12 protein-coding genes are annotated in these 13203 nt (G+C 57.7%); 5 read left to right on the top strand and 7 right to left on the bottom strand.

From position 1 onward, the window contains the following. Window positions 1-2: 2 nt before the first annotated feature. From rsxC to metG, 4 genes are all read right to left on the bottom strand, one after another. The gene (rsxC, locus tag B3K78_RS14485; RefSeq protein ID WP_286695995.1) at window positions 3-2384 is read right to left on the bottom strand and encodes an electron transport complex subunit RsxC; all 2382 of its coding nucleotides are present in this window, start codon (window positions 2382-2384) and stop codon (window positions 3-5) included. A 27-nt stretch (window positions 2385-2411) separates the two neighbouring features. After that, window positions 2412-3017, bottom strand: a complete 606-nt coding sequence (gene rsxB / locus B3K78_RS14480; protein ID WP_027873480.1) for an electron transport complex subunit RsxB — start codon at window positions 3015-3017, stop codon at window positions 2412-2414. A 10-nt stretch (window positions 3018-3027) separates the two neighbouring features. Then, entirely contained in the window at window positions 3028-3606 is a 579-nt protein-coding gene (rsxA, locus tag B3K78_RS14475; protein WP_027873481.1) for an electron transport complex subunit RsxA, read from the bottom strand. 145 nt (window positions 3607-3751) lie between these two features. Further along, complete coding sequence (gene metG, locus B3K78_RS14470) at window positions 3752-5797, bottom strand: methionine--tRNA ligase (protein WP_286695994.1); 2046 nt, start codon at window positions 5795-5797, stop codon at window positions 3752-3754. Window positions 5798-6011: 214 nt separating this feature from the next. Between metG and apbC the strand changes: the two genes are divergently transcribed. Both apbC and dcd read left to right on the top strand, forming a co-directional pair. Next, window positions 6012-7082 (top strand): iron-sulfur cluster carrier protein ApbC, encoded by a 1071-nt coding sequence (gene apbC / locus B3K78_RS14465; protein WP_286695993.1) that lies wholly within the window; start codon window positions 6012-6014, stop codon window positions 7080-7082. Between the two features lie 38 nt (window positions 7083-7120). After that, entirely contained in the window at window positions 7121-7687 is a 567-nt protein-coding gene (gene dcd, locus B3K78_RS14460) for a dCTP deaminase (RefSeq protein ID WP_027873484.1), read from the top strand. Between the two features lie 14 nt (window positions 7688-7701). Here the strand turns inward: dcd and B3K78_RS14455 are convergent, their stop codons facing one another. Genes B3K78_RS14455 through purM form a run of 3 tightly spaced genes read right to left on the bottom strand, consistent with a single transcriptional unit; the run spans window position 7702 to window position 10105 of the window. Then, entirely contained in the window at window positions 7702-8448 is a 747-nt protein-coding gene (locus B3K78_RS14455) for a DUF3108 domain-containing protein (protein WP_286695992.1), read from the bottom strand. Beyond that, window positions 8402-9052, bottom strand: a complete 651-nt coding sequence (gene purN / locus B3K78_RS14450) for a phosphoribosylglycinamide formyltransferase (protein ID WP_286696204.1) — start codon at window positions 9050-9052, stop codon at window positions 8402-8404. Before purN ends, B3K78_RS14455 begins: the two co-directional genes overlap by 47 nt. A gap of 3 nt (window positions 9053-9055) precedes the next feature. After that, the gene (gene purM, locus B3K78_RS14445) at window positions 9056-10105 is read right to left on the bottom strand and encodes a phosphoribosylformylglycinamidine cyclo-ligase (RefSeq protein WP_286695991.1); all 1050 of its coding nucleotides are present in this window, start codon (window positions 10103-10105) and stop codon (window positions 9056-9058) included. A 151-nt stretch (window positions 10106-10256) separates the two neighbouring features. Here purM and B3K78_RS14440 point away from each other — a divergent pair, with 151 nt between their 5' ends. The 3 genes from B3K78_RS14440 to hda are packed head-to-tail and all read left to right on the top strand — an operon-like array spanning window position 10257 to window position 13122. Next, window positions 10257-11333 (top strand): DUF2066 domain-containing protein, encoded by a 1077-nt coding sequence (locus tag B3K78_RS14440; protein ID WP_286695990.1) that lies wholly within the window; start codon window positions 10257-10259, stop codon window positions 11331-11333. Continuing rightward, window positions 11330-12427, top strand: coding sequence for an AI-2E family transporter (locus B3K78_RS14435; protein WP_204996784.1), 1098 nt, complete (start codon window positions 11330-11332; stop codon window positions 12425-12427). Before B3K78_RS14440 ends, B3K78_RS14435 begins: the two co-directional genes overlap by 4 nt. Next, on the top strand, window positions 12427-13122 hold the full coding sequence (hda, locus tag B3K78_RS14430; RefSeq protein WP_286695989.1) for a DnaA regulatory inactivator Hda: 696 nt from the start codon (window positions 12427-12429) through the stop codon (window positions 13120-13122). Before B3K78_RS14435 ends, hda begins: the two co-directional genes overlap by 1 nt. Window positions 13123-13203: the final 81 nt, after the last annotated feature.

The following is a 13203-nucleotide window of genomic DNA, read 5'->3' as shown; positions in this document are numbered from 1 at the left end:
GATTAGTTCTCTTCCTGGCTAAGGGCGTCCAAGGCCTGACGAGCCTCGTCCAGCTTGCCCTGCAATTTGGCCAGGGTGTCGGACAGAATCGCGGCGTTGTCGTCGCCATCAGCCTGGGCTTGGTCGAGTTTTTGCTGGGTTTTGGCAATGCGTTTTTCCAGCGAGCTGACCGCGTTGCGCGCCTTGTCCGCCTCGCTCAACTCGGCATTGGCGTTGCGTGCGGCCAGTGCCCGGGCAATGGCCTGAGCGGCGGGGTCGTCGGCATTGCTTGCCTCGGCGGCCGGTTCAGGCTCGGCGGCGGGAAGCGCCGCTAGTTCAGCGCGCAGCTTGTCCAGCTTCGCCTGAGTTTTTTCTACGGCAGTGGCAAAGGCGGCAGCATTGGCATCGCCCTGGGCCTGCGCATCAGCGTATTTTTGCTGGGCAGCGTCGAGGCGTTTTTCGGTGCTGGCAATTTGCGTCGTCAGGCGCTCGCGGGCGGCATCCGGGCTTTCCGTTTCAGCCCCACCTGCACGCTTGGCCTGGGCGCGGGCGATCGCCGCGGCTGCCGGGTCGTCGCTAGCACTTTCGGCGGGCGCAGGTGCCTGGCTGGCGCGGTGGGCGTCGAGCTCCTTGCGCAGTGCTTGCAACTTGCCTTCGGTTTTTTCTACGCCGCTGCGGAAGGCCTCAACATTGTCATCATTATTGTCGATGGCCAGCTGTAATTTTTGCTGGGCCGCTGCCAGGCGTTTTTCAGTGCTGGCCAGCTGTTTTTCCAGGCGGGCGGTTTTTTCTTCGGCAGTTTCGCTGACGGCGTCGCCACTTCGCGCGGCTTGGGCGCGGGCAATGGCCGCCTGGGCGGGGTCTTGCGGCGGGTTGTCGGCGCCACCGGACTTTTTCGCCTTACTGCGGGCGATCGCAGCCTGGATAATGTCGTCTTTACTGCCGTCTTTGGTGGCAGATTGTTGCTTGGCCTTAGCGGCCTCCAGGCGCGCCTTGCGCTTGGCTTCTTTCTCGGCGGCCTCGCGTTCGATACGTGCCTGCCGTGCCTCGAAGCGCTCTTTTGAACGCTCGGCCTTTATCTTGTCTTGCTGGGCCTGGCGAATTTCTGCCTTGGAGGCGCGGTAGTACTGCACCAGCGGGATATTGCTGGGGCAGACGTAGGAGCAGGCGCCGCATTCAATGCAGTCGGCGAGGTTGTGTTCCTCGAGTTTGTCGTGCTCTTGCGCGCGTGAGAACCAGTACATTTGCTGAGGCAGCAGCGATACCGGACAGGCTTCGGCGCACATGCCGCAGCGAATACAGGCTTGTGCAGGTGGCGGTGGCGGCAGTTCCTCAACGGTGGGTGCCAGCACGCAGTTGCTGGTTTTTACGATGGGCACCGCGGTATCTTGCAGGGTGTAGCCCATCATCGGTCCACCCATAATCAGGCGAATGCAGCGACTGGCGTCGAAGTGGCTGAGGTCGAGTAGATATTGCACCGGGGTGCCGATCAACACGTCGTAGTTGCGCGGTGTGCTGCAGGCCTCACCGGTGACGGTAGTTACGCGGGAGATCAGCGGTTCACCGTGGCAAACGGCGCGATAGATGGCGCGAGCGCTGCCGATATTCTGACAGACAATACCGATATCGGCGGGCAGGCCGCCGGAGGGGACTTCCTTGCCGGTGAGAATTTGAATCAGCTGCTTTTCGCCGCCTGACGGGTACTTGGTGGGGAAGCTAACCACTTCAATGCCGGTGCCTTCGGCGGCAGCGCGCATGGCTGCCAGCGCTTCTGGCTTGTTGTCTTCAACGCCGATCAGGGTTTCGTTTGGCTCGACAATATGCCGCAGGATTTCTGCGCCGGCGATAATTTCGGCGGCGCGTTCCTGCATTAAAATATCGTCGGCGGTGATATAGGGCTCACACTCAGTGCCGTTGAGGATCAGTGTGTCGATGGGTTTGTCTTTGCCGCCACTGAGTTTTACCGAGCTTGGAAAACCGGCGCCGCCCATCCCGGCAATACCGGCGTTGCGGATGGTGTCGACCAGGGTGTTTTTGTCGAGGCTGCGGTAGTCGCTAATGCCCTGGTGGCTGATCCATTCGTCTTTGCCGTCGCAGTTGATTACCACGCAGGGCGCACTCATGCCCGACGGGTGGGGGATAACGCGCGGTTCAATGGCGGCAACTGTGCCAGAGCTGGGCGCGTGCACGGGCGCACTGACAAAGCCCTTGGCCTCGCCAATCATCTGACCTTTTAATACGCGGTCGCCGACATTAACAATGGGCGCGGCGGGTGCGCCGATGTGCTGTGACAGCGGCACAATCAATTGGGCCGGAATACCGGCGGCGCGGATATTGTCTTGCAGTGATTGTGTTTTATTCTCGGGCGGGTGAATGCCGCCGTGAATGTCCCAAATCTTTCTCATGCTTCGTGACTATCCTCGGGCGTGCGTTCAGGCCGCTTCAATCGGCGAGTTGCCGCGGCGGTCGCTGGCGATTAGGTCTTCTGTCGGCTGCGGTTTGTCCCAGTGCCAGGTCTGCAATGTGGTCTCGATGGGCCGCATTTCTATGCAATCCACCGGGCAGGGCTCAACACAGAGGTCGCAGCCAGTGCACTCGCTCGCGATAACGGTGTGCATATGCTTGGCGGCGCCGAGTATGGCGTCGACGGGGCAGGCTTGAATGCACTTGGTACAGCCGATGCATTCGTCCTCGCGAATATAGGCCACCGAGGGTACGGCTTCTTCAGCGGCGTCGAGGGGTTTGGCCTCCACACCCAGCAGGTCGGCAAGCGCTGCGATGGTCGCCTCGCCGCCGGGCGGGCACTTGTTAATGTCGTCGCCGTTGGCAATGGCTTCGGCATAGGGGCGGCAGCCAGGGTAGCCGCATTGGCCACACTGGGTTTGCGGCAGCAGCGCTTCTACCTGATCGGCGATGGGGTCGCCCTCGGTCTTAAATTTTACCGAAGCAAAACCCAGTAGTGCGCCGAATACTAGGCCCAGACTGACCAGTGCCAGTAGCGCTGCAGCGAAGGGGTGTTGAGTAATTAGCTCGATCATAAAGGCTCCGCTATACCAGTCCGGCAAAGCCCATAAAGGCGAGAGACATCAGCCCGGCGGTTACCATGCCAACCGCGGCACCTTTGAAGGGCACCGGTACATCGGCAACGGCGATGCGCTCGCGCATGGCGGCAAACAGCACTAACACCATGGAAAAGCCCGCCGCGGCACCGAAGCCGTAGAGCGCGGATTCGACGAAGTTGTGCTCTTTGTTAATGTTCAGCAGGGCGACACCGAGTACCGCGCAGTTGGTGGTGATGAGCGGGAGAAAAACGCCCAGTACTTTGTAGAGCAGGGGGCTGGTTTTGCGCACGACCATTTCGGTGAATTGCACAACCACGGCGATCACCAGGATAAAGGTAATGGTGCGCAGGTATTCCAAACCGAGCGGCTGCAGCAGCCACTCGTAGGTCATCCAGCTGCAGATAGAGGCGAGTGTCAGTACAAAGGTAGTGGCACTCGACATGCCAATAGCGGTTTCCAGCTTGCTGGACACGCCCATAAAGGGGCACAGGCCAAGGAACTGAACCAACACGAAGTTGTTCACTAAAATGGCGCCGAGCAAAAGTATTGTGTAATCCGCTAGCAAAGCGCTTGCCTCTATTGCCGTGGAGCAGGGCGGCTACAAATGACCGCCCGCTATTTATTGTGATCGAGATGCTATTTTATTTCGATCAAGTGTTCAATTTAAAATCTTTTAATCCACAATGCATTATCGGCAAAATCGATAATGCTTACTGGACTCTCATGCCGGGTTTGGCGCCCTCGTGGGGTTCCAGCAGCCACAGTTCGTCGCCACCGGGGCCTGCGGCCAGCACCATGCCCTCAGACACACCGAAGCGCATCTTGCGCGGCGCCAGATTGGCCACCATCACCGTGAGTTTGCCGATCAGTTGCTCAGGGCTGTAGGCGGCTTTGATCCCCGAGAACACGTGTTTTTGACCGTGCTCGCCGAGATCCAACGTCAGTTGCAGCAGTTTGTCGGCCCCTTCAACGGCCTGGGCATCGACAATCTTGGCCAGGCGAAGGTCTATTTTGGCAAAGTCTGGAAACTCTATCGTGTCCGCAATGGCATCGTCATTGATCTGGGCCGCCTTTTTCTCTGGCTTTTTGCTGGCTTTTTGTACGGTCTTCGCCGCCTCGATGGATTGCCGACTGTCGTCGACCATGGCTTGCACCTTGTCGCTGTCGACGCGAGCCATCATGGCTTTGAAGTTTTCAATTTTATGGTCGAGTAGTGGGGTGAATTCCTCTGACCAGCTCAGGCGAATATTCAGGAATTGCTCAACCTGCTCGGCAAGCTTCGGCAGCACCGGAGCGAGGTAGGTAACCAGTACGCGGAACACGTTGATGCACTGCGAGGCGACCGCCGCCGCTTCTTGCTTGCCGTCTTCCTGTTTTGCCAGCTTCCAGGGCTCACAGGCGTCGAAGTATTCATTGGTCGCGTCGGCCAGAGCCATAATTTCGCGCACGGCTTTGCCGTAATCGCGGCGCTCGAGGTGCGTGGCGATGTCGTCGGCGGCGCCGGTTACCTGTTGCCACAGTTCCGGCTTGTGAAGTTCGCTGCTCAGGCGGCCTTCATTGCCTTTGTGAACGAATTTGGCGCTGCGGCTGGCAATGTTGACCAGCTTGCCGATCAAATCGGCGTTCACCCGTTTGGTGAAATCCTCCAGGTTCAGGTCGATGTCGTCGACCGCGCCGGAGAGCTTGGCGGCAAAGTAGTAGCGCAGGTACTCGGCGGGCAGGTGTTTGAGATAGGTTTCTGCCTTAATAAAGGTGCCGCGACTTTTGGACATCTTCTTGCCGTTGACGGTAAGGAAGCCGTGGGCATAGATGGCCGTGGGCTGGCGGAAGCCCGCAGAGTCGAGCATGGCTGGCCAGAACAAGCCGTGGAAATTGATGATGTCTTTGCCTATGAAGTGGTACAGCTCGGCCGTTGAGCCTTTTGCCCAGTAGTCATCGAAACTGCGGTCCTCGCGCTCGCACCAGTTGGCGCAGCTGGCCATGTAGCCGATGGGCGCGTCCAGCCAAACGTAGAAGTACTTGCCGGGTGCGCCGGGAATTTCAAAACCAAAGTACGGCGCATCGCGGGATATATCCCAGCTTTGCAAGCCGGCATCGAGCCATTCGCGAAGCTTGTTGGCGATTTGTGGCTGCAGGGCCTCGCTGCTGGTCCAGTCGCGGAGCAGTTGCTCGAAGTCGCCCAGTTTGAAGAAGTAATGGGTGGAGGCTTTCTCGACGGGAGTGGCACCGGAGATGGCCGAACGCGGATTGATCAGCTCGGCGGGGGTGTAGGTGGCACCACAGGCTTCGCAATTGTCGCCGTATTGGTCCTCGGTTTTACACTTCGGGCAGCTGCCTTTGATATAGCGGTCGGCCAGAAAGAGCTGCTTTTCGGGGTCGAATAGTTGGGTGATTTCGCGTTTTTCGATATGCCCATTGGCCTCGAGGCGGCGGTATATTTCTTCCGAATAATGTTGGCACTCGGGGGAGTGGGTACTGTAGTAGTTGTCGAACTCGATCAGGAAGCCGCGGAGGTCGCGCTCGTGCTCAGCCTTGACGCGAGCGATTTGCTCCTCCGGGGTGATGCCGAGTTTTTCCGCCGTCAGCATAATCGCGGTGCCGTGGGCATCATCAGCGCAGAGGTAGGCGCAGTCGTTGCCGCGCAATTTTTGAAAGCGCACCCAGATATCGGTTTGTATCGATTCGAGGAGGTGCCCCAGGTGCAGTGGGCCATTGGCGTAGGGCAGGGCACTGGTAACCAGAATCTTGCGCGACATGCTAATCCTTCATAAAACAATGAGTCAGAGACGTAGCGGCGTTTACCGCGGTGTAGACTGTCCGGCGGCGTTGCCGTCGGGGGGCGATACTATAGCGTTTTTACGTTGCCGACGCATCTATGCGGCCGTTGTGAGGGCGCCTGCTGCGGCGTATACTCGCCCGCTTAGCCGCTGTAGTGACGCCTCGCCGAGGCCGCCCATATAGGAGCCTGTTTTGCCATCTGAACACGCCATTCAAGAGTGCTTGTCAGCCGTAACCCTGCCGGGGCTCAGTCAGCCGCTGGCAAGTATTGCCAACATTCGCATGCCTGCCGAGGGTGTTTGCGAGGTGGTGCTGGGCTTTCCGGCGCGCAGCCACCAACAGCAGTACGAGGCATTTTTGCTCGACAGTTTGGCGGCGCAGGGGCTGTCTTGTGAGGTGAGTGTGAGTTGGGAAATCGGCGCTCACCAGGCGTCACAGGGCATTAAAAACATGGAAAATGTCCGTAATATTATTGCGGTGGCATCGGGTAAGGGAGGCGTGGGTAAGTCGACCACGTCGGTGAATCTTGCCCTGGCACTGGCCGCAGAAGGCGCGAGAGTTGGCCTGTTGGATGCCGATATATATGGCCCAAGCGTACAGATGATGCTGGGCGTTGAATCGGGTGTGCGTCCCAAGCAATACGGTACACAGTATCTGTTGCCCATTGAGGCGCAGGGTATCCAGTCAATGTCGATGGCGTATTTGGTGACCGAGAAAACACCGATGGTATGGCGCGGCCCCATGGCAACCGGTGCGCTGCAGCAGTTGTTATACCAAACCTATTGGCAGGATCTGGATTACCTGATTATCGATATGCCGCCGGGAACCGGTGATATTCAGTTGACGCTGTCACAGAAGGTACCTGTTGCGGGTGCTGTTGTGGTCACGACGCCACAGGATATCGCCTTGCTCGATGCCAAGAAGGGCATTGAGATGTTCGCCAAAGTGTCGGTGCCGGTGCTGGGCGTGGTCGAGAATATGGCGGTGCATGTGTGCAGTCAGTGCGGTCATGCCGAACATATATTTGGTGAGGGCGGTGGCGAGCATATCGCTCGTGACTACGCTGTGCCGATGCTGGGCGCCTTGCCGTTGTCGATGCAGATTCGCGAACAAGCGGATCGCGGCGCCCCGGTGGTGACGCAGGCGCCTGACAGTGAAGCGGCACAATTGTATCGCGATATGGCCACGGCCACTGCGGTCGAGTTGGCCCGACGCCAGCGCAGCAGTGCGGCGGCACCACAGATTTCTATTAGCGACGATTAATACTATTTGCTGCCAATGCGGCGGCTCAGGGGAAAGCAATGGCGATTAAATCAGACAAGTGGATTCGTCGAATGGCCGAGTCAGAAGGGATGATCGAGCCCTTCGAGCCGGGGCAGGTGCGCGAGCAGGATGGCAATCGAATCATCAGCTACGGTACTTCCAGCTACGGCTACGATGTGCGCTGTGCCAATGAGTTTAAGGTGTTTACCAATACTTACTCGGCAACGGTTGACCCCAAGGCCTTTGACGACCGCAGTTTCGTAAACATTACGGGCGATTCCTGCATTATTCCGCCCAACTCGTTCGCGCTGGCGCGCACCGTTGAGTATTTTCGGATTCCGCGCAGTGTATTGACGGTGTGTTTGGGTAAGTCCACCTACGCGCGTTGTGGCATCATCGTGAATGTCACGCCACTGGAGCCCGAGTGGGAAGGTCACGTGACTTTGGAATTTTCCAACACCACCACGCTGCCGGCGAAGATATACGCCAATGAAGGTGTCGCGCAGATGCTGTTTTTTGAATCTGATGAGGTGTGCGAGGTGAGTTACCGCGACCGGGGCGGCAAGTATCAGGGACAGCGCGGCGTGACGCTGCCAAAAACCTGATAGTGCGTGATTGCTCAGCGCGAGGGCGTGTCGAACTCGGCGCTGAGCAGGTTCATCGAATAAAGCTCGTCGTCTTCGCGTTGTTCTAGTTTCACTATCAAGTAGTTCAATTCCGGCGCCAGCCAGATAAACGTTTCGCTGCTGCTGCCGTCGCGATGCTTGCGCAGCTTCACGGTTTGCAATGTGCCCATTGCCGTCTCAATACGCTCTTCACCGATGCGGCTGATGCCATAGGTTTTGAGCTTGCCCTTTCTTTTTACTACCGTCTGATTCTGCTGTGAATCCAGCTGGCCTTTGATCAACATTTCACGCAACTGCAGTTGGGCGCTCAGTTGGTCGCTGAAGTGAGGCTTGAGGGCTTTCTGCCAGGGCTTTTTGGCTTGCTTGTCGGAAACGGTTTGCTTGGCCCAGTCGAAGGTCAGTTCGAGGTTTTTCTTGCTGCTGACATTGTTTTCGTAGCGGTAAGACAGGGGGCGCAACTTGCCCTTGTGCACTTCCAGTTTGCTTTCTTCGTCGACTTTAAAGAAAAACAATTTCGCGTGTTGGCTGAGCCGCCAGTGGTCGCCGTCGCGCTCCAGAATACGTTCAGCCTTGGTGCTGAGGCCGTCGTGGCTGATTTGGTATTGCGCGCGATAGGGGGTGAGGGCATCGGCATCGGCGTCGGCGTGGACAAGGCCGACACTGCAGGCAAGCAGTAGAGCGCTCGCCAGGGCCTTAATGCTCGTTAAAGATAACGCCGTGCTGAGGAAGTTCCTGTTCATCGAGTACCGCCTTTGAAGCCACGAGAGACAATCGCCCTTCGGCAAACCAGCGAGCCGCCAAAGGATAAATTTGATGCTCTTTGGACAAGACCTTGTTGGCAAGAGTTGCAGCATCATCGCCAGCGTTTATCGGTATTTTTGCCTGAATTATCGCCGGGCCGCCATCCAGCTCTTCGGTAACAAAGTGCACCGTGGCGCCAGCTTCGCGGTCACCGGCATCCAGCGCGCGCTGGTGGGTGTTGAGGCCGGGGTACTTCGGCAGCAGTGAGGGGTGAATATTCAGCAGGCGCCCCAGGTAGTGGCGCACGAAGCCGCCTGTGAGAATGCGCATAAAACCAGCGAGGATCACGAGGTCGGGCCGGTGTTGGTCGATGGTTTCCTGCAGGGCGGCATCAAACGCCTCGCGGCTGCTGAAGTCGGTGTGTGGCAAGCAGTTCGTGGCTATTCCGGCGCGTTCGGCCCGCTGCAGGCCGCCAGCGTCAGCCTTGTTGCTGATAACGGCGACGACGTCGCCACCGCCCAGCTGCTGCGCTTGGGCGGCATCAATAATGGACTGCAGGTTCGAGCCGCCACCGGAGATCAGAACTACTATACGACAGCCCATCATTTACAGGTCGCTGATAACCACTCGGTCTGCGTCGTCATCGCCGGCCTCAATGCGGCCAATGACCATGGCTGTCTCACCGTGCTGGTGAAGCATGTCGACAATGCTATCGGCTTGCTCTGCTGATACGGCCATGACCATGCCGATACCACAGTTGAAGGTGCGGTACATTTCGCGTGCTTCGACATTGCCTTGCTCTTGCAGCCAGTCGAAGATGGCGGGGCGCTGCCAGCTGTCGCTGTCGATAACTGCGCGGGTATTGCGCGGCAGTACGCGAGGGATATTTTCCAGTAATCCACCGCCAGTGATGTGGGCGAGTGCATTAACCTGGAATTGTTTGATGATATTCAGCACGGGCTTCACGTAGATGCGCGTGGGCGCGAGCAGGGTTTCACCCAGTGTGCTGTCGCCAAACTCGCTGTCGAGAGCCTGACCACTGTGGTCGATGATTTTGCGAATCAGCGAATAGCCGTTGGAGTGAGGGCCAGAGGAGCCGATGCCAACCAGTGCATCGCCGATGCGAACAGAGCTGCCGTCAATAATGCCGGACTTCTCCACAACGCCAACACAGAAGCCAGCCAGGTCGTAGTCTTCACCTTCATACATGCCGGGCATTTCTGCGGTTTCACCGCCGACCAGTGCGCAGCCCGATTGTTCGCAACCGGCGCCGATGCCGGTAACGACACTGCTGGCAATATCGACGTTGAGCTTGCCTGTAGCGTAATAATCGAGGAAGAACAGCGGTTCAGCGCCTGTCACTAGCAGGTCGTTGACACACATTGCGACGAGGTCGATACCAATGCTGTCGTGAATGCCTGTGTCCATCGCCAGTTTTAGCTTGGTGCCGACACCGTCTGTGCCCGACACAAGGACGGGTTCTTTATAGCCGGTCGGCAGTTGGCACAGGGCGCCAAAACCACCGAGGCCGCTCATGACTTCTGGGCGACGCGTGCGTTTGGCAACATCTTTGATGCGCTCGACGAGTGCATCTCCGGCGTCAATGTCTACACCGGCATCTTTGTAACTCAGGCTGGGCTTGTTGGTATCAGTCATAGTGCTTGGCTGTCCTCTTTGAGGGCGCTATTCTAGCTTGGTTGGTCGCGCAATTCAGCAGCTAAATCGGGAATTTTGCGCTGCTTCAGGACTTGGTAGGCGCGCCTTGCTAAACTGTGGCGCCAGTTTCAGGTAGAGGGATTTTAATACTGTGATTAATGCGCTAAAGCGGCCGCTGCTATTGTTGTTAGCTGCCTGCCTGTGCTCGGCCGCTGTCGCGGGCCGTGTCGATGACCTCTACAAGGGGCGCGAGGCCGTTGCTGAACAGTCCTCTGCGACCCTCCGCCGCGGCGCGGCCAGTGCGTTGGAGCAAGTCTTTGTGCGTGTGTCCGGCCAGGGCCAGCTGCCACAGTCCTCCGCACTTTCTGAAGCACTGGCTTCCCCCGAACCATTTTTGACTCGATACAGTTATCGCCGTGAAAACACCGATGGCGAAGAGCGTCTTTGGCTGGACATGAAGTTCTCTCCTCGGCAGGTCAATGCGGTGCTTCAATCAGCCGGTTTGCCGGTGTGGTCGGCAAATCGTCCCACGGTATTACTGTGGCTGGTTGTCGACACGCCAGAGGGGCGAAGCTTCCTCGGCAGCGGTAGCCACCCGGACCTAGAAAAGGCGCTCCAGGATGCTGTGGCACGTCGTGGCCTGGCATTGCAGCTGCCGTTATTTGACTTGATTGATGCGGGTAATCTGAGTGCGCAGGCTTTGTGGCAAATGCCCGAGGCCCGAGTTCGCGAAGCCTCGCAACGCTATGCGCCGCCCTTCATTCTTATGGGGCGGGCCTCCCAATTGTCCACTGGCCAGTGGTTGGCGAGCTGGGCCTTGCTCGATGAGCAGAGCGACGAACGCTTTGATACCCAGAGTCAGCAAGACAGTGGCTTTCTGGCGGCAGCGGTCGATCGGGTTGCCGATGTTCAAGCGCGTCGCTACGCGGTCAACAGTGTTGCCGGTGCCGGTGGGCGCACGCTGATCCATGTGAGTGGCCTCGCGCGCTTTGACGACTACGCGCAGATGGTGAGTTATCTGGAATCTCTTGCGGTCATAGAGCACGCGAATGCGGCGTGGGCGTTTGGCGAGGAGTTGGTGCTGGAATTGGTGTTGAAAGATGATATGGATAAAGTCGAGCGCTATCTGCAACTGGACGGCCGCCTGCGCCGCGCCGCTGAGGGCGTAGGCCGCAGCCGGTCGCCACTGGCGACGCAAGGCAACTATATCTGGCAGGGGCAGCCATGACAGTGAATGTTCGCTGGTTATGGTGGCTGGGGGGGCTTTTACTGCTGGCGTGGTTGCTCAATGCCCTCAGCCCAATATTAATGCCTTTCGCCATTGCCTCAGTGCTGGCGTATATGGGGGATCCGCTCGCCGACCGCTTAGAGGCCAGAGGCGTGGGTCGAACCATGTCGGTGGTGTTGGTCTTCAGCGGCTTGTCGCTGTTCTCGCTGCTGATGTTTTTAATCACCTTGCCGTTGTTGCTGGATCAAATGCAACTGCTGGTGCAGCGTTTATACGCGCTGGTTGGATGGTTGCAAGAGACGGCACTGCCCGGGTTGCGTGGATTTTTGGATTTGCCTGAGCAGGCCCAGCCAATCGATACGGCTAAAGAAGCGATCAGCAAACACTGGGATGCGGCAGGCGGCATTTTTGTCTATGTGTGGCAAAAAATAAGTGGCTCCAGTGTCGCGGTGATGACGTGGGTGGCGAACATCACGCTCATCCCTGTTGTTACGTTCTATCTGTTGCGCGATTGGGATGTGATGATGGCGGCAATTCGCAAGCTGCTGCCGCGCTCCCACGAAGCGCTGTATGTTGATATCGCGCGCCAATGCGACGAGATATTAGGCGCGTTCGCGCGCGGGCAATTTTTGGTGATGTTATCGCTCGGTGCGATATATACCGTCGGTTTGTTTATCCTCGGGCTCGATCTGGCATTGGTGTTGGGCCTAGCTGCAGGCCTGGCCAGTATTGTCCCCTACTTAGGATTTATCGTAGGTATCGCCGCGTCGGGTTTGGCGGCGTATTTTCAGTTTGACCTGTCCTGGCAATTGCTGGGCGTTGCAGTGGTGTTTGGTATTGGCCAACTGTTAGAAAGTTTGTATTTAACCCCGTCGCTGGTGGGTGACAAGATTGGCCTGCACCCGGTAATGGTGATATTTGCCATATTGGCAGGGGGGCAGTTGTTCGGCTTTCTTGGCATTTTATTAGCGCTGCCGGTTGCCTCGGTAATGAAGGTGATGGCCGGCTATCTTCACGACGCCTATTTGCGCAGCGAGTGGTATCAAGAAGGTGGAGAAATTCCCCTGGTGCTTGAAGACGAGGACGAGGACTGATGGCGTCAACGCAGTTGCCCCTCGCGCTTAGCCTCGATACGGAAGCGACCTTTGATAATTACTATGTCGCCCCGTCGCAGCAGCTTCCGGTAGCAGTCTTAAAGGGGGTGGCAACGGGACAGGGCGAGAAGCTGGTTTACCTCGCTGGGCGCAGTGGTCGGCGGCACCTGTTGCAGGCTTGTTGCCAGTTGGCCGACGCGCAGGGGCGTTCGGTGCGCTATATCCCCGCTGCAGAATTGCTGGACTATCCCGCTGAAATGGTACTGGAAGATGCCGAATTGGCAGACCTCGTGTGCATTGACGGTTTGTCAGCCATTGCCGGCCGCAGCGACTGGGAAGTGGCGCTGTTTAGTCTTTATAATCGCGCGCTTGGCGGGGGCTGCTCGCTGCTTTTTGCATCCACCGAGGTCCCTGATCAGTTGGCGATTGAGCTGCCTGACCTGGCGTCTCGCCTGCAAAGCTTTAGCGTTTATCGACTCTCTGAACTTAGCGAGGAGGAGCGAATCGCCGCGCTTTGTCACCGTGCTCAAATTATGGGCCTGGATATTAACGAGGCCCTCGCAGAGTTTATCTATCGCCGTTGCCAGCGTGATCTAAAAGCGCTATTTGGCGTACTAAGCGACTTAGACCGTCACAGCCTGGCGCGACAACGGCGACTGACGATCCCGTTTGTAAAAGAAATAATGTCTTGGTGAGTGAACTTTTCACTCAATCCAGACTCTCGATGCGGGCGTGGCGTTGCGAATAGTGGTTGCTTCTTTCTTGCGGAGCTTCTA

This window comes from Spongiibacter sp. UBA1325 (genome assembly GCF_002306875.1).
Lineage (GTDB): Bacteria > Pseudomonadota > Gammaproteobacteria > Pseudomonadales > Spongiibacteraceae > Spongiibacter > Spongiibacter marinus.
This window is presented reverse-complemented; position numbering and strand designations above follow the sequence as displayed.